Source organism: Actinomadura sp. KC345 (genome assembly GCF_004348515.1).
In the GTDB taxonomy this organism is placed as follows: domain Bacteria; phylum Actinomycetota; class Actinomycetes; order Streptosporangiales; family Streptosporangiaceae; genus Spirillospora.
In genome coordinates, this window is sequence record NZ_SMKH01000186.1 from 1 (window position 1) to 15,404 (window position 15,404).

General features: G+C 74.0%; 14 protein-coding genes. 11 read left to right on the forward strand and 3 right to left on the reverse strand.

The features are described 5' to 3' along the window. The first annotated feature begins 70 nt into the window (after positions 1 to 70). Genes E1281_RS26175 through E1281_RS26215 form a run of 9 tightly spaced genes read left to right on the forward strand, consistent with a single transcriptional unit; the run spans position 71 to position 9,862 of the window. On the forward strand, positions 71 to 1,378 hold the full coding sequence (locus E1281_RS26175; protein WP_207943490.1) for an aconitase family protein: 1,308 nt from the start codon (positions 71 to 73) through the stop codon (positions 1,376 to 1,378). Beyond that, positions 1,375 to 1,932 carry a 3-isopropylmalate dehydratase gene (locus E1281_RS26180; protein ID WP_131882329.1) on the forward strand — a complete coding sequence of 186 codons (558 nt, stop codon included), beginning with the start codon at positions 1,375 to 1,377 and terminating at the stop codon, positions 1,930 to 1,932. Before E1281_RS26175 ends, E1281_RS26180 begins: the two co-directional genes overlap by 4 nt. A 1-nt stretch (position 1,933) precedes the next feature. Beyond that, positions 1,934 to 3,625 carry an alpha/beta fold hydrolase gene (locus E1281_RS26185; protein WP_131882330.1) on the forward strand — a complete coding sequence of 564 codons (1,692 nt, stop codon included), beginning with the start codon at positions 1,934 to 1,936 and terminating at the stop codon, positions 3,623 to 3,625. A 50-nt stretch (positions 3,626 to 3,675) separates the two neighbouring features. Next, on the forward strand, positions 3,676 to 4,860 hold the full coding sequence (locus E1281_RS26190; protein ID WP_131882331.1) for an ABC transporter substrate-binding protein: 1,185 nt from the start codon (positions 3,676 to 3,678) through the stop codon (positions 4,858 to 4,860). 18 nt (positions 4,861 to 4,878) lie between these two features. Further along, positions 4,879 to 5,763, forward strand: a complete 885-nt coding sequence (locus E1281_RS26195) for a branched-chain amino acid ABC transporter permease (RefSeq protein WP_131882332.1) — start codon at positions 4,879 to 4,881, stop codon at positions 5,761 to 5,763. A gap of 2 nt (positions 5,764 to 5,765) precedes the next feature. Next, positions 5,766 to 6,662, forward strand: a complete 897-nt coding sequence (locus E1281_RS26200; RefSeq protein ID WP_165959110.1) for a branched-chain amino acid ABC transporter permease — start codon at positions 5,766 to 5,768, stop codon at positions 6,660 to 6,662. Next, on the forward strand, positions 6,659 to 7,420 hold the full coding sequence (locus E1281_RS26205) for an ABC transporter ATP-binding protein (RefSeq protein ID WP_131882334.1): 762 nt from the start codon (positions 6,659 to 6,661) through the stop codon (positions 7,418 to 7,420). Before E1281_RS26200 ends, E1281_RS26205 begins: the two co-directional genes overlap by 4 nt. 46 nt (positions 7,421 to 7,466) lie before the next feature. Continuing rightward, positions 7,467 to 8,237, forward strand: a complete 771-nt coding sequence (locus tag E1281_RS26210; protein WP_131882335.1) for an ABC transporter ATP-binding protein — start codon at positions 7,467 to 7,469, stop codon at positions 8,235 to 8,237. Further along, positions 8,234 to 9,862, forward strand: a complete 1,629-nt coding sequence (locus E1281_RS26215) for an AMP-binding protein (RefSeq protein ID WP_131882336.1) — start codon at positions 8,234 to 8,236, stop codon at positions 9,860 to 9,862. The genes E1281_RS26210 and E1281_RS26215 overlap by 4 nt, the downstream gene beginning before the upstream one ends. Before the next feature lie 64 nt (positions 9,863 to 9,926). Here the strand turns inward: E1281_RS26215 and E1281_RS26220 are convergent, their stop codons facing one another. Beyond that, positions 9,927 to 10,367 carry an SRPBCC family protein gene (locus E1281_RS26220; protein WP_131882337.1) on the reverse strand — a complete coding sequence of 147 codons (441 nt, stop codon included), beginning with the start codon at positions 10,365 to 10,367 and terminating at the stop codon, positions 9,927 to 9,929. A 134-nt stretch (positions 10,368 to 10,501) separates the two neighbouring features. On the opposite strand from E1281_RS26220, the gene E1281_RS26225 reads away from it, so the two are divergent. Together E1281_RS26225 and E1281_RS26230 are read left to right on the forward strand one after the other, a co-directional pair. Beyond that, positions 10,502 to 11,311 (forward strand): SAM-dependent methyltransferase, encoded by an 810-nt coding sequence (locus tag E1281_RS26225; protein WP_243717413.1) that lies wholly within the window; start codon positions 10,502 to 10,504, stop codon positions 11,309 to 11,311. After that, a complete protein-coding gene (locus tag E1281_RS26230) occupies positions 11,311 to 12,495 on the forward strand; it encodes a cytochrome P450 (protein ID WP_131882342.1) in 1,185 nt (394 codons plus the stop codon). The genes E1281_RS26225 and E1281_RS26230 overlap by 1 nt, the downstream gene beginning before the upstream one ends. Before the next feature lie 16 nt (positions 12,496 to 12,511). Here E1281_RS26230 and E1281_RS26235 read toward each other — a convergent pair whose 3' ends face one another. Further along, positions 12,512 to 14,320 carry a serine/threonine-protein kinase gene (locus E1281_RS26235; RefSeq protein WP_131882339.1) on the reverse strand — a complete coding sequence of 603 codons (1,809 nt, stop codon included), beginning with the start codon at positions 14,318 to 14,320 and terminating at the stop codon, positions 12,512 to 12,514. Then, positions 14,321 to 15,404, reverse strand: a 1,084-nt coding sequence (locus E1281_RS26240) for a WD40 repeat domain-containing protein (protein WP_207943491.1), incomplete at its 5' end; no start/stop codon positions are given.

A 15,404-nucleotide genomic window follows, 5' to 3' on the forward strand; every position in this document is an offset into this window, starting at 1 on the left:
GCCTGACTCCCAGCCCGCCCCACGCCTCGCCCGAACCCGCCGTCACCGCTCGAAAGGGACGACGCCAAGGATGACTTCCACCGACATCGGCCACGAGGCGCCGCCTCCCCGCGCCGGCCGGACGATCACCGAGAAGATTCTGGCCCGCGCGGCCGGGCTCGACGACGTGCGCGTCGGGCAGAACCACGCGTTCCGCCCGGACCACATGGTGGCCTACGACTTCCCCGGCTACACGGACCTGATGTTCAAGCAGATGCACGACGACTTCGGGATCACCGAGGTCGACGACCCCGAGCGCTACCTCGTCTTCATCGACCACATGCTCTCCAAGGGCGACGGCCGCGAGCAGGAGGTGCACGACGTCACCCGGCGCTGGGGCGAGTTCTACGGGATCACGGTGCACGAGGGCCGCGGCATCGGCCACCAGGTGGCGGCCGAACTGGGCTACGCGCTGCCCGGCAGGTTCCTCATCCACTTCGACGGGCACATCAGCGGCCTCGGCGCGTTCGGCGCGCTCGGCTGGGGCGTCCGGCGCGACCTCCTCGAAGCCTGGGTCAGCGGGCGGATCTTCCTGGACGTGCCGGCCTCGACCCGCTTCCACCTGACCGGCGGGTTCGCACCGGGCGTCGACAACCGCGACCTCATCCACGAGATCATCGCCCGGGTCGGTGCGGACGGCTGCGCGCACCAGGTGATGGAGTTCACCGGGCCGGGCGCCGAGGCGATGAGCATCGGACGCCGCCAGGGGCTGTGCGGCATGGCGATGTTCACCGGGGCCGTCTCGGCGATCTTCGATCCCGACGACGCGGCGCTGGAGTACGCGCGGCGCGTCGCCCGCACGGAGTTCGAGCCGCTGCACAGCGACCCCGGCGCCGTGTACGCCGCGACCCACGCGATCGACCTCGACGAGCTGCGGCCCCGGGTCGTCCTGCCCGGGTCGGCGCGAGCCGCCAACACGCTGGGCGTGGACGAGGCCGCCGGGACGCCGATCACGCGGGCGTTCATCGGCTCGTGCGCGAGCGGCCGCATCGAAGACATCCGGGCCGCCGCCGAGATCCTGCGGGGACGGCGGGTCGCGCCCGGCGTCCAGCTCAACGTCGTCCCGACCTCGCAGGTGATCCACCGGCAGGCGCAGGAGGAGGGGCTCCTGGACGTCCTGCGCGAGGCCGGAGCCGACATCGCCATCTCCAGCTGCGACTTCTGCTTCGGCTACGCCCGCCCCTTGCAGGAGGGCGAGAACTGCATCTCCACCGGCGTCCTCAACATCTCGGGGCGGATGGGCAGCCCCGGCGCCGACATCTACATGGGGTCGGCCTACACCGTCGCGGCCAGCGCCGTCGCCGGGCGCATCACCGACCCGCGGGAGGTGGTCGCGTGACCGGCGCCGGAACGTCCGCGCTCCCCGACGTGCTGCGCGGCCGCGTCGCCTGGGTCTTCGGCGACGACTTCGACGTCGACCTGATCATCGGCGTGGAGAACATCAAGTACTACGACGCCGACAAGCTGCGCGCGGTCTGCATGCGGGACTTCGACCCCGGGTTCGCCGACCGGGTCCGGCCGGGCGACGTCGTGGTGGGCGGGCGCAACTTCGGTTACGGGCACCCGCACTACCCGCCGCTGGTCGCGCTGCGGAACCTCGGCGTCAGCGCCGTCGTCGCCGACTCGTTCTCGCCGGGGTTCTGGCGCGGTGAGACCTACAACGGGATGCCCCTGGTGACCGTGCCGGGCATCGCGTCGGCGGTGCGGCGCTTCGACGCGGTCGAGGTCGACTGGCGCCGCGCCGCGGTCCGGCTCCCGGACGGCACGGAACTGGCCGGCGACCCGCCCAGCGACCGGACGGTCAAGGTGCTCGAAGCGGGCGGCAGCCTGAACCTGCTGCTGCGCGAGCACGGGCGCCGGACCCCGGCCCGTGGCTGGGATGAAGGAGGCTGACATGCGCGGCGACTACATCGACACCGGGCACGGCCAGATCCGGGTGTGGCTCACCGGCGACCGTCCGGGCGTCCTGGTGCTGCCGGGCATCCGCTGGTCGGGCCGCCCGCTGGCCGAGGAGGCCGCGCTCGAAGCCCCCGATCACCCCGTCGCCGTCGCGGACCTGCCGGGCGTAGGCGGGTCCGCGCCGGGAGCCGCGGCCGGGGTCGGCCCGGCGGCCGACGCCCTCGCCGAGGTCGCCGCCGCAGTGGGCGTGCACACCGTCGCCGGGCTGGACATGAGCTGCGCGCTGGCCGCGGCCGTGGCGGGACGGGTCCCGGGCTGCCGCGAGCTCGTCGCGGTCGACCCCGGTTACCTGGTCGCCGCCCGCGAGACGCCGCCGCCCGACCTCGCGCCCCGCGCGGACGGCACGCACCTGCCGCGCTTGTGGCAGCTCGTCCGGGACGCGCACCTGTTCCCGCCCGGCGCGCCGCGCTCGGCCGTCCCTGGACGCGCCGAGCTGCCCTCGCCCGCCGCGCTCGACCGGACCGTCGTCGCGTTCGCCGAGCACCCCGAGGGCTTCGCCGCCCTGTGGCAGACGTGGTGCCGCGCGGCGGAGGACCCCTTCGCCGGGGCCCTGCCGCCGACCGCGACCGTCGACTCCGGCGGCACCGGCCCGTCCCCGGTGTCCCGGTGGCTCGGCAAACTCTCCCGCGCCCACGGCCGCCCGCCCGCGCCCGCCGCCCCGGCGAGCGCACCCGAACGCAGGACGCTGCCGCTGGCGGACGCGCCCTCCGGCCCGGTGTCCTCCGGTGCGGCCGTGTGCGGCGCGCCGCACGGGCCGTCCGGCGCACGGGACACCGAGGTGCGGCGGGAGTTCCTCACCACCTCCATCGGGCAGGTCCACCTCCGGGTGGCGGGGGACCCGGCGGCGCCGCCGCTGGTCGCGCTGCACTCGGCGCCCGGGTCCGCCAACCTGCTCGAACCGCTGATGCGCGGCCTGTCGGGCGACTTCCACGTGATCGCCCCGGATTACCCCGGAAACGGCCAGTCGGACAAGCCCTGGCGGGACCCGGTCGACATCGGTCGGCTCGCGGACGCGGTGGCCGAGGTCGCCGAGCGGCGGGCCGGCGGCCCGGTGCACCTGTGGGGCACCCACACCGGGGCCGTGATCGCGCTGGAAATGGCGGTGCGCCGCCCCGACCTGGTGGGCCGGGCGGTGCTGGAGGCGCCGCCGCTCCTGCCGCCCGAGTTCACCGCCGACATCCTGGAGCACTACCTGCCGCCGCTGCGTGCGGACCGGTTCGGCTCCCACCTCGTCCAGGCGTGGGGGATGCGGCGCGACATGTTCCTGTTCTGGCCGTGGTACCGCGACCGCACCGCCGCGTCCCGCCCGCTGCGCGTTCCGCGCGCCCGCGAACTGCACGACTGGACGGTGGGCCTGCTGCAGAGCGGCCCGACCTACCACCTCAGCTACGCCGCGGCCTTCCGCTACCCCACCCGGGAGCGGCTGCCGGAGCTCGCGGTGCCGGCGCTGATCTGCGCGGGGCCGGACGACATGCTGGCCGACAACCTGCCGGACCTGCGCGCGGCGGCACCGGACGGCACCGTCATCGACACCACCCCCGCGACCTGCTGGTACCCCGACCAGGATCCCGCCGCGGTCGACGCGACCGTCCGGCGCTACATCGATTTTCTGGCCGGCGCCCGCTGAGGGCGCCCCGTACGAGAGCACCGCACGAGCGCACGTCCCGAGGAGACGCCATGGCACCATCACTGCGCCGCCGGTCGCTGGCCGCGCCGGCCGCGGTCATCGCCGCCGCCACGCTGGCCACCGCGTGCACCGGCGGCACCAAGGAGGGAGAGGTGAAGATCGGTTTCATCACCGCGCTCACCGGGCCCGTGGCCTTCGCCGGGCAGACCTTCGCCAACGGCATCGAGCTGGCGGTCGACCAGGCCAACCGCGAGAACCACCTGAGCGGCGGCCGCACGATCAAGCTGGAGAAGAAGGAGGGCGCCGAGAAGCCGTCGCAGGCCGTCGACCAGGCCCGGCAGCTCGCCGTCGACCAGAGCGTCGTCGGCGCCCTGTGCTGCATCCTGTCCCCGGTGGCCGGCGCGGTGAAGGTCATCACCAGCGACGCCGAGCTCCCGCTGAACATCTACGGCGCCACCGACCTCGGCCTCCAGGATCCGCCGTACGTCGTCCGCACCACCACGCTGCCGCAGGAGGCGAACAAGCGGCTGGCGCGGAAGGTGGCCGCGGAGGCCAAGCCCGAATCGGTGGCCTTCGCGGTCACCCAGGACAACTCCGGGTGGGTCTCCCAGCACGAGAGCTTCAAGGAGGGCTTCGCGGGCACGGGCGTCCGCGACCTCGGGACCGTCAACACCCTCGCCGCGCAGACCGACTTCAGCGGCGCCGCCGGCGAGCTCATGGCCAAGAACCCCGAGGCCGTCGTCATCTCGACGCTCCAGCAGTCCGCGATCTCGCTCATCAGGGCGCTGCGCAGCCGGGGCTACCAGGGCCTGCTCGTGACCACCGAGGTGATCGGCAGCCCCGGGGCGTTCAAGGCCGCGGGCGCCACGCTCGCCGACGTGCCCTTCCCGGTGTACTTCTTCGCGGGCTCGGCAGGTCCCACCGGCCAGGAGTTCGCGCGCAGCTACAAGGCCGAGTACGGCACGGACCCCGACGCCTACGCCGCCCAGGGCTACATGGCCGCCTACATGATGGCCACCGCCGTCAAGAACGCCGCCACGACCACGGGCGCGGACGTCACCCGCGAGAGCGTGACGGAGGCCCTGTCGGACATCAAGCGGCTCGACGACACCATCTACGGGAACGTGGAATTCCGGGACGGCCAGCTGTACGCCCCGGACAGCATCGTCCACGTCACCTGGACCAAGGACGGCCGACAGCGCACATGGGCCCCCGCCGGCGCGGGCACCGCGTGACGGGCAGGTGAACTGACCATGCAATTCCTCCAGCAAGTCGTCAACGGGCTCGCGCTCGGCGCCGTGTACGCGCTGTTCGCGGTCGGATTCGGCGTGGTGTTCTCCACCATGCGGATCCTGAACCTGGCGCAGGGCGTCTACGCGACCTGGGGCGCGCTCGCCGCGTACTGGGTCATCACGGAGGCGGGCCTGCCGTTCGCCGTCGCCGTCCTCGCGGGCGCGGCGGCGGGCGCGCTGACCGCGGTGGCGGTCGACCAGATCGCCTTCCAGCCGCTGCGCGAGCGCGGCGGCACGCAGCTCCTCGGCACCATCATCACCAGCGTCGCGCTGTGGATCTCGCTGCGGGAGGCGGCGAGCCTGGCCACCGGCGCCGCGCCGCTCGGGTTCCCGCCCGGGACGGTGCCGGACGGCCTCGTGCACATCGGTGGCGTCCGGATGCTGATGACCCAGATCCTCGCGATCGTGTGCGCGGTCGCGGTGACCGCGGCGATCCACCTCGTGCTGAGCCGGACCAGGCTCGGCGCCGCGATCCGGGCCGTCGGCCATGACCGCGGCGCCGCGATGCTCGGCGGGGTCGACCCGCGCGTCGCGATCCTCACCGCCGCCGCGCTGGCAGGAGCCGCCACCGGGCTGGCGGGCGTGTTCTTCGCCGCGGGCCAGACCTTCACGTTCAGCCTCGGCGACGGCCTGCTCCTGCACGGCTTCGCGGCGGTCGTCATCGGCGGCATGGGCGACGTCCGGGGCGCCGCGTTCGGCGGGTTCGTGATCGGCGTCATCCAGGTCCTGTCGGCGCAGTACATCTCCGCCTCGTTCCAGGACGCCATCACGTTCGGCCTGCTGCTCGCCGTCCTCGTCGCCCGCCCGCGCGGCCTGTTCCGCACCGTCGAGCTAGGGAGAGCATGATGATGGCGACGCAATTCGCCCTGCTGGTCAGCGCCCTGCAGTTCGCCCTCGTCGGCGCGATCCTCGCCCTGAGCACCTACGTGACGCTGTGGGCGGGCCTGCTCAGCTTCGCCACGGTCAGCTTCGCCGCCGCCGGCGCGTTCACGGCGACGCACCTGATGTCCACGGCCGGGCTCGGGCTGTGGCCCGCGCTGGCCGCCGGCGGCCTCGGCGGCGGCGTCCTGGCCGCGGCGGCGGGGCTGCTGCTGATCCGGCTGGCCGAGCACTGGCTGGCGCTCGCCACCGTCGCGCTCATCCTCGTCACCCGGGTGATCGTGGTGAACCTCGGCGACCTGACCGGCGGCTCGGAGGGCCAGATCGTCCCCGTCAAGGTGGAGCTCTGGGAGCTCCTGCTGGTGCTCGGGCTGGTGTGCCTGTTCCTCGCCCGGCTCGCCCGGTCCCGGTTCGGCACCGCGGCCGTCGCCACCCGCGAGGACCCCACGGCCGCCGCGACGATGGGGGTCCCGGTCCGCCGCATCCAGATCGGCGCCTTCCTGGTCAGCGGCGTCATCGGCGGCATCGGCGGCGTCCTCCAGGCCGCGCTGCTGCGCTACATCGACCCCGACACCTTCTACATCGACCTGGCCGTCACCGTCATCGCGTGCGTCGTCCTCGGCGGCGCGTACCACTGGTTCGGCTCCGTCATCGGCGCGGTCGTGTTCACCGGCCTGCCGGTGTACGTAAACCAGTTCATCGGCCAGGGGCAGTCCATCATCAACGGCGTGCTGCTGCTGGTCATCATGATCTGGGTGCCCGGCGGCCTGATCGACCCGCTGCGCTGGCGCCGGCTCCGGGAGCGGCGGGCCGCCGCCGCTCCGGCGCCCGAGGCGGCGCAGAAGGTCGCGGAGGTAGGGACATGAGCGGCGACGCGCTCGTCATCGACGGGCTGGCCAAGCGGTTCGGCGGGCTGAGCGTGCTGAGCTCGGTCGCGCTCACCGTCCCGCGCGGCGCGATCTTCGGGGTCGCCGGGCCGAACGGGGCCGGCAAGACGACCCTGCTCAACATCATCAGCGGGCTGCTGCCCGCCGACGGCGGCACGGTCACGCTGTTCGGCGAGCCCTGCCACCACCTGCGCGCCACCGCGCTGGCCCGGCTCGGCGTCGCCCGGACGTTCCAGAACATCCGGCTGCTGCGCGGCCTCACCGTCGCCGAGCAGGTCCTGGCAGGCGGGTACCGGCTGCGGAAGGTCGGCAGCGCCCGCGGCCTGGCCGCCACCCCCCGCGCCCGCGCCGAACTCCGCGACCTGCGGGAACGGGCCATGGAATGCCTGGACACGGTCGGGCTGCGCGACTCCGCCGGACGGCTCGCCGAGACGCTGTCCTACGGCGACCAGCGGCGCCTGGAGATCGCGCGGGCGCTGATGGCGCGGCCCCGGCTGCTGCTGCTCGACGAGCCGACCGCCGGGATGAACGCCGCCGACTGGTCCGGGATCGGCGACCTCGTGACCGGGCTCCGGCGGGACGGCACCTCGGTGGTCGTCGTCGAGCACAACATGCGCCTGATCCAGGAGATCTGCGACCAGGTCGCGGTGCTGGCCTCCGGCGAGGTCATCGCCTGCGACGAGCCGGCGCGATGCCTGCGCCGCCCCGAGGTGCGCAAAGCGTATTTCGGCAAGTGACTGCGTACTTCGGCAAGTGAGCCCGCACGGACAGAAGGGATCGCCCATGCTGACCATCGAGTCGCTGGAGGTGACCTACGGATCGATCCGCGCCGTGGCGTGCGTCGACATCACCCTGGGCAAGGGGCGGGTCGCCGCGCTGCTGGGCGCCAACGGCGCCGGCAAGTCCAGCACGATGAAGGCCGTCGGCGGTCTGCTCCGCCCGTCCGGCGGACGCGTCGTCTTCGACGGCGCGGACATCACCGGCATGCCCGCGCACCGTGTCGCCCGCCGGGGCCTCGCGCTGGTGCCGGAGGGCCGGATGGTCGTCGGCTGCCTGACCGTCGAGGAGAACCTCGACCTGTCGGCCTACGCGCGCGGCCGGCGGCGCAAGGCCCTGGCCGACGACGTCTACGACCTGTTCCCCCGGCTGGCCGAGCGCCGCGGGCAGACCGCCGCCCTGATGTCGGGCGGCGAGCAGCAGATGCTCGCGATCGGCCGCGCCCTGATGACCGCGCCGTCCCTCCTGCTGCTGGACGAGCCCTCGATGGGCCTGTCCCCGGCGCTGGTCGACACCGTCTTCGGGGCGATCTCGGAGATCCGGTCGGCGGGCATGACCATGCTGCTCGTCGAGCAGAACGCGGCGCTCGCCTTCCCGATGGCCGACCACGCCTGCCTGATCCAGCGCGGCGCTATCGTGGCCGAGGGCACCCCGGACGAACTGGAGCGGGACCCCGCCACCATCGCCCGCCACCTGGGCATCGACGAGGAGGCCGCGGCGGAGCCCGAGCAGGAGCCCGCGCAGGACGGCCGCGCGGAGAGGGGAGCGACCGCGTGAACCCGCACTGGCGAAGGCTGTACGGCGCCGGAGTTCCGGAGGAGATCGGCCCCGAGGCGGGCAGCGTCGTCGAGCTGTTCCGGCGCCGCGCGGCCGAACGCCCGGACGCGCCGCAGCTGCACTACTTCGGGACCACCCTCGACCGGGCCGGCACCGACCGGCTGAGCGACGCCCTCGCGGCCGGACTCGAACGCCGCGGCGTCGGTTCCGGTGACCGCGTCGCCGTCGCCTTGCAGAACACGCCCGTCTGCGTCCTGGCCGTCCTCGCCGTCTGGAAGCTCGGGGCGACGGTCGTGCCGGTGAACCCGATGTACAAGGAGCGGGAGCTGGCCCACCTGCTCTCCGACTCCGGCTCCCGCGTCCTGATCGCGCACCCCGCGGCCGCTCCGGCGGTCTCGGCGCTGCCGGACGCGAGCGTCCCCGGGCACGTCCTCTACACCCGCACCGGCGCGCTGGCGGCGGACGCCGCCGGCCCCTGGCCTGACGAGGACCGGCCCGACGACGTGCGCGCGATCCTCGACGAGGGCGGCGCGCCCCGGGCCGCCGTCACTCCCGGGCCGGACGAGCCCGCGCTGCTCAGCTACACCTCCGGGACCACGGGCCCGGCCAAGGGCGCGGTCAACACCCACGGCAACCTCGCCTACCAGGTCGCGGCCTGCCGCGCCTGGATCGGGCTGGACGAGACCGACTCCGTCCTCACGACCGCGCCGCTGTTCCACATCACCGGGCTCGTTATGCACCTGGCCCTCGGCCTCGGCGCCGGGCTGCCGCTGGTGCTGACCTGCCGCTTCGATCCGAGGACGGTGGCCGGGCTCACCAAGCGCTACCGGCCGACGTTCACGATCGGGTCCATCACCGCGTTCATCGCGCTCCTCGACGAGCCCGCGGTCCGCGAGCGCGATCTCGGCTCGCTGACCAAGGTGCTCAGCGGCGGCGCTCCGGTTCCGTCCGCGACCGTGCGCCGCTTCGCCGACGCCTTCGGCGTCTACATCCACAACGCCTACGGGCTCACCGAGACGACGTCGGCCGCCGTGGCGGTCCCCCTCGGCACGCCCGCACCGGTGGACGAGGCGTCCGGGACCCTCGCGATCGGCGTGCCGTTCCCCAGCGTCCGCGTCGAGATACGCGGCGAGAACGGCGAGCCGCTGCCCCCGGGCGAGGTCGGCGAGCTGGCGATCGCGGGCCCGCAGGTCGCCGCGGGCTACTGGCGCAACCCCGACCAGACGCGCGCGTCCTTCCCCGACGGCACGCTGCTCACGGGCGACGTCGGGTTCATGGACCGCGAGGGCTGGGTCTACCTCGTCGACCGCAAGAAGGACATGATCGTGGCGGCCGGCTACAAGATCTGGCCGCGCGAGGTGGAGGACGTCCTCTACGAGCACCCGGCGGTGCGCGAGGCGGCCGTGGTCGGCGTCCCCGACCCCTACCGCGGCGAGACCGTGCGCGCCCACGTCAGCCTCCGCCCCGGAGCCGCCGCCACCGGCGAGGAACTGCGGGAGCACTGCCGCGCCCGGCTCGCCGTCTACAAGGCCCCGGCGCAGATCCTGGTCGAGGACGAACTCCCCAAGAGCGTCACCGGCAAGATCCTCCGCCGCGAGCTACGCGAACCGGACCCGCACCCCTGACGCCGGTCCCGCGATGCGCGGGGGGCGCCGGCCCGGTCAGGACCGGGCCGGCTCTTCGGCTTCGTCAGGTGGCGAGTTCGGAGTCCAGTTTGGCGAGTTGCGCGTCGTAGATGCGCTGGAGGCCCTTGGGGGCGAAGAGCCGTTCGAAGAAGCCTCCGATGCCGCCCGCGCCGTCCCAGGTGGTCATGACCTCGACGCGTGCGCCCTCGGTGGCGGGGGAGACGGTCCAGGTGGTGACCATGGAGGAGTTGGTGTCGTTCTCCACCAGCCGGTCCGTGCCGCGGGTGCTCACGTCGACGAGGCAGTCGCGGACGCGCTTGCTGGTGGCCGCCAGTTTCCAGTGCACCACCGTGCCCTCGCCCCGGCCGCCCTCCCGGACCTCGTACTCGCTGAAGTGCTCGGTCAGCATGCGGGATCGCACGCCCGTGTAGTCGCCGAGTGCGTCGAGCACCCGTTCCGGGCTCGCCTTCAGCGTCTTCTCCGCGGTGGCCACGACTTGTCCCATGCCGGTCATCCTCCCACGGCGCCCGTGCGCATGTGTTCCGTCCGGAGCCGTTCGCAGAGTTCCTGACAATGGGAAAACTCCCGGGTTCGTCCCCCTACAATCGTCCGATCGGTACTCAGGCGGGAGGTCTGTCCGTGAGTGGTGAGCACCATCCGGAGTGGGTGATCGACCCCGAAGTGCCCAGCGTGGCCCGGATGTACGACTACTACCTCGGCGGCAAGGACAACTTCGCCGCGGACCGCGAGGCCGCCGACCAGGTGGTGTCGGCGATGCCGAACGTGCTGGAGTTCACCCGCGCCAACCGCAGGCTCCTGGCCCGGGCCGTGACGATGATGGCCGGGCGCGGGGTGCGGCAGTTCCTCGACATCGGCTCGGGGCTGCCGACGCGGGAGAACGTGCACGAGGTGGCCCAGCGCGCCGCCCCCGGCTCACGCGTCATCTACGTCGACAACGACCCGATCGTGCTCGTGCACGCGCGTGCGCTCCTGGCCGACAACCCGCTGACCACGGTCGTGCAGGCGGACCTGCGCGAGCCGGAGAGCATCGTCGACCATCCCGAGGTCCGGGGCCGGATCGACTTCGGGGAGCCCGTGGGGCTCCTGCTCCTGGCCATCCTGCACTTCGTGCCGGACGAGGACCGGCCCGCCGACATCGTGGCGAAGCTGCGCAAGCCGCTGGCCCCGGGCAGCTTCGTGGTCATCTCCCACGGCCACCGGGGCGAGGTCACCCAGGGCGTCGAGGACCAGGTGCGGTCCGCCTACGGCAGGACCGGGGCCGGCGACATCGTTCCGCGCGGGATCGACGAGGTCAGGACGTTCTTCGAGGGCACCGAGATGGTCGGCCCCGGCCTGGTCCAGGTCGCGGACTGGCGGATGGACGCCGAGCCGTTCAGGCCCGACATGTCCCGGCCCGGCTTCCTCGCCGGGGTGGGGGAAGTGGTGTGATGCTGCCGCTGGGGTTCCTTTTCAGCCGGACGTTCACCGAGGACCCGTACGCCGCCTACGACGAGCTGCGGGAGTCCGGGCCGGTCCACTCGATCGACTTTCCCGGCGGGGCCACCGCCTTCCTGGTGGTCGACCACGAGCACGGCCGCGCGGCGCTGAACGACCCCCGGCTCTCCAAGGACAGCGCGCACAGTTCCGTGCCGGTCGACGGCGAGCTGTTCTTCGGCGGGACGATGCTCGCCATGGACCCGCCCGACCACACCCGGATGCGCGCCCTGGTGGCCAAGGCGTTCACCGGCCGGCGGGTCGAGAAGCTGCGCCCCCGCGTCCGGGAGATCGCCGACGGGCTCCTGGACGGCGTCGCGGCCCGCGGCGGGGCCGATCTGATCGAGGAGTTCGCCGTCCCGCTGCCGGTCCAGGTCATCTGCGAGCTGCTGGGCGTGCCGGCGTCCGACCAGGCCAGGTTCCGGGAGTGGACGGCCGTGCTGACCGTCCCCGCGCTGACCGCCGAGGCCCGGGAGCGCCGCCGCGAGGCCGCCCGCGCGTTCAACGGCTACCTGGTCGAGGTGATCGCCGAACGCCGCGACCATCCCGGGGACGACCTGATCAGCGGCCTGATCACCGCCCGCGACGGAGACGCCGCCCTCACCGAGGCGGAGATGCTGGGAAGCATCGCGCTGCTGCTCATCGCCGGGCACGAGACCACGGTCAACCTGATCGGCAACGGCGTGCTCGCCCTTCTCCAGGCGCCCGGCCAGCTCGCACTCCTCCGGGAACGGCCCGAACTGCTGCCGTCCGCGGTCGAGGAACTGCTGCGCTACGACGGTCCGGTGGAACGCGCGAGCCAGCGCATCGCGCTGGAGGACATGGAGATCGCCGGGACCCCGATCCCGAAGGGCGCCTGGGTGCACGTCTCGCTGGGCGCGGCCAACCGCGACCCCGCGGTGTTCGAGGCCCCGGACCGGCTGGACGTGACTCGCGCCCCCAAGCGGCACGTCGCCTTCGGTCACGGCCCGCACTTCTGCCTCGGCGCCCCGCTGGCCCGGCTGGAAGGCCAGATCGCCATCGGCGCCCTGCTGGACCGCTTCCCCGGCCTCGCCCTCGCCGTGCCGCCCTCCGACCTGCGCCATCACCGGACCGGTTCGATCGTCCGCGGTCTGGTGTCCCTGCCCGTGCGGGTGTGATCGGGCGGCCCGCGGTTCAGGCGAAGCGCCGGACGCGGACCGTGCCGTCGCCGGTGGCGCTGGCCAGGGAGCGGCCGTCCGGGGAGAACGCCAGCGTGCCCACGTCGTCGGTCTCGTCGGTCAGGGTGGCGATGAGCGCGCCGGTCCGGGTGTTCCACAGCCGGATGGTGTGGTCGTCGAAGTCGCCGCCGCTGGCCAGCATTCCGCCGTCCGGGCTGAAGGCGAGCGCGTCGATGTAGTCGGTGTGCCCTCGCATGGTCCGGAGCGTACGCCCGCTCCGGGCGTCCCAGAGGCGGACGTCCCTCACGATGGTCCCGGCGAGGACCGTGCCGTCGGGGCTGAACGCCAGTGCCCCGGGCGTGCCTTCGCGCAGTTCGGTGACGGTGCGGCCGGTCGCGACGTCCCAGACCCAGATGGGGCCCTCGTCGGCCGACTCACCGCCCGCGAGGAGCCTCCCGTCGGGGCTGAAGGCGAGGGTGTGGCCGTCGCCGAAGCTCGGGCCGTTCCTGCGGCCCGTCCGTACGTCCCAGAGGCCGACGCTGTCGCCGTGGTGGACCGCGAGCCTGGAGCCGTCGGCGTTCAGCGCCACCCAGGTCGGGCGGTCGGGAACGTCGATGCGGCGGATCGTCCGGCCGGTGGCCGGGTCCCCGATCGCGACGTGGGTGTCCTGGCAGGCCGCCAGGACCCGTCCGTCGGCGCTGAACGTCCGGACGCCGGATTCGGCGAGGACCTCCGGCATGTCGGTGATCCGGTGCTCGCCGGTGGACGGCTTCCAGTGCCAGACGGCCTCGGTCCCGGCGGCCATCAGGACCGCGCCGCCGTCGATGAACGTGAGCGAGTCCAGGGAGAGCGGCTTGCCGACGAGGACCTTCGAGTCGATGGGAGCGGCGGTCGGCCTGAACGCCGGCGCGGAGGGCTCGTCCGGGCGGGAGAGCAGCCACGCGGTGGGGCCGCCGATCGCCGCGGCGGCGGTGGCGGCGGCCGCCCCGGCGATCAGGGCCCGGCGCGGGACCCGGCGCGGGGCCGGCGAGGCGGCGAGGCGGCGGCCGATCCCGGTGATGCCGGGACGCTGCTCCGGGTCCTTGGCCAGGCATGCGGCGACGAGGTCGCGCAGGTCCCCCTCCATGCCGTCGAGCCGGGGCGGTTCGGCGACGATCCGCCGGACGATCGCGGGCACGCTGTCGGCCTGGAACGGCGCCCGGCCGGTCGCGGCGAAGGCGAGGACGCAGCCGAGCGCGAAGACGTCGGCGGCGGGGCCGGCGCGGTCGGCGCGGATCTGCTCGGGCGCCATGTAGGCGTAGGTACCGACGACGGAGCCCGTGGCGGTGAGCGTGGTGGCGTCGGCGGCGCGGGCGATGCCGAAGTCGATGATGCGGGGGCCGTCCGGCGACATGATGACGTTGCCGGGCTTCAGGTCGCGGTGGACGAGCCCGCAGGCGTGGATCGCGGCCAGGCCCTCGGCGAGCGCCGCGCCCAGCCTCCGCACCGCCTCGGGGGTGAGGGGACCGTCGCGGTCGACCTGGTCCCGGAGGGACGGGCCGGGGACGTAGGCGGTCGCCATCCAGGGTTCGGCCGCGTCGGGGTCGGCGTCCACGACCTGGGCGGTGTAGAAGCCGCCGACCCTGCGCGCCGCCTCGACCTCGCGGGCGAAGCGGGCCCGGAAATGGGCGTCGGCGGCGTGCTCGGCGCGGATCAGCTTGACCGCCACCTGCCGTCCGCCCGGTGAGGCGCCGAGGAACACCTGGCCCATCCCGCCCTCGCCCAGCCGCCTTTCCAGCCGGTACGGGCCGACGCTGGGGGGATCCTGCGGTCGCAATGCCTGCATCTACCGGACCTTCCATATCCGCACTGCGTGATCGTCCTGGCCGCCGGCGGCCGCGGCCGTCCTGCCGTCCGGGGACAGCGCCAGCGTGTCGAGCAGTTGGGTGTGCCCCGTCAGGACCGCGGTGGTCCGGCGGGACGCGACGTCCCAGAGATGGACGTTCCGGTCGACGCCGCAGCTCGCGAGGGTGGTGCCGTCCTTGCTGCCCGTCAGCCCCCGGACCTCGTCGAGATGGCCGGTGAAGGAGGCCGTGATCCGGCGGGCGGCGACGTCCCAGAGCGCGATCTCGGCGCTCTCGCCGCAGACGGCGATGGAGGCGCCGCCGCGGAGGAAGGCCAGCGACCGGGTGTCCTCGCCCGGCCCCCGCAGCAGCGCGGTCCTCCGGCGGGTCGCCACGTCCCAGACCAGCACGGCGCCCTGGCCGCCCCCTTCGCCGTACCCGGTCTGCGCGGCGGCCAGGGTTCTGCCGTCCGGACTGAACTCCACTTTCAGGACGGTGTTGGGGGCGGGGTCGCCCTGCGGGTTCCGGGTGAGGGGGCCGGTGTCGAAGACGGTGGCGCGCCCGGTCCGGAGGTCCCACAGGCGCACGTCCGGGTTCCCGGTGGCGAGCGTACGGCCGTCCGGGCTGAACGCGACCGTCCAGACCGCGAACCGCTCGGTGCGGAACGTCGCGGTCCTGCGGCCCGACGAGACGTCCCAGAGCGCGGCGAAGGAGTCGTCGTGCGCGGTGGCCAGGAGTCTCCCGTCCGGGCTGAACGCCACGCCGCGCACGTTCGCGGTGTCCAGGGTCCGCAGCGTGCGGGCCGTGGCGACGTCCCAGATGCGCGGTGCGTCGCTGCCCCCGGTGGCCAGGAGCCTGCCGCCGGGACCGAACGCGACCGCCTCGACCACGCCGGTGTGGCCGGTGAGCGTGATGCCGGGTCCGAGCTGCGCGGCTTGGGCGGGGGCCGGCGCGTCCCCGCCGCGCCGGGCGGCCGCGAGTGCTCCGGCGCCGCCGGCACCCGCGACCGCGACGGCGACCGCGCCGAGCATCACGGCACGGCGCGGTATGCGGCGCCTGTTCGTGACGTCCGGCGCGTCCCCCGCC

What these genes read in the sequence shown, in the direction of transcription:
- E1281_RS26175 (WP_207943490.1), top strand. Translation starts at nt 71, where the DNA reads ATGACTTCCACCGACATCGGCCACGAGGCGCCGCCTCCCCGCGCCGGC.
- E1281_RS26185 (WP_131882330.1), top strand. Translation starts at nt 1,934, where the DNA reads ATGCGCGGCGACTACATCGACACCGGGCACGGCCAGATCCGGGTGTGG.
- E1281_RS26190 (WP_131882331.1), top strand. Translation starts at nt 3,676, where the DNA reads ATGGCACCATCACTGCGCCGCCGGTCGCTGGCCGCGCCGGCCGCGGTC.
- E1281_RS26195 (WP_131882332.1), top strand. Translation starts at nt 4,879, where the DNA reads ATGCAATTCCTCCAGCAAGTCGTCAACGGGCTCGCGCTCGGCGCCGTG.
- E1281_RS26200 (WP_165959110.1), top strand. Translation starts at nt 5,766, where the DNA reads ATGGCGACGCAATTCGCCCTGCTGGTCAGCGCCCTGCAGTTCGCCCTC.
- E1281_RS26205 (WP_131882334.1), top strand. Translation starts at nt 6,659, where the DNA reads ATGAGCGGCGACGCGCTCGTCATCGACGGGCTGGCCAAGCGGTTCGGC.
- E1281_RS26210 (WP_131882335.1), top strand. Translation starts at nt 7,467, where the DNA reads ATGCTGACCATCGAGTCGCTGGAGGTGACCTACGGATCGATCCGCGCC.
- E1281_RS26220 (WP_131882337.1), bottom strand. Translation starts at nt 10,367, where the DNA reads ATGGGACAAGTCGTGGCCACCGCGGAGAAGACGCTGAAGGCGAGCCCG.
- E1281_RS26230 (WP_131882342.1), top strand. Translation starts at nt 11,311, where the DNA reads ATGCTGCCGCTGGGGTTCCTTTTCAGCCGGACGTTCACCGAGGACCCG.
- E1281_RS26235 (WP_131882339.1), bottom strand. Translation starts at nt 14,320, where the DNA reads ATGCAGGCATTGCGACCGCAGGATCCCCCCAGCGTCGGCCCGTACCGG.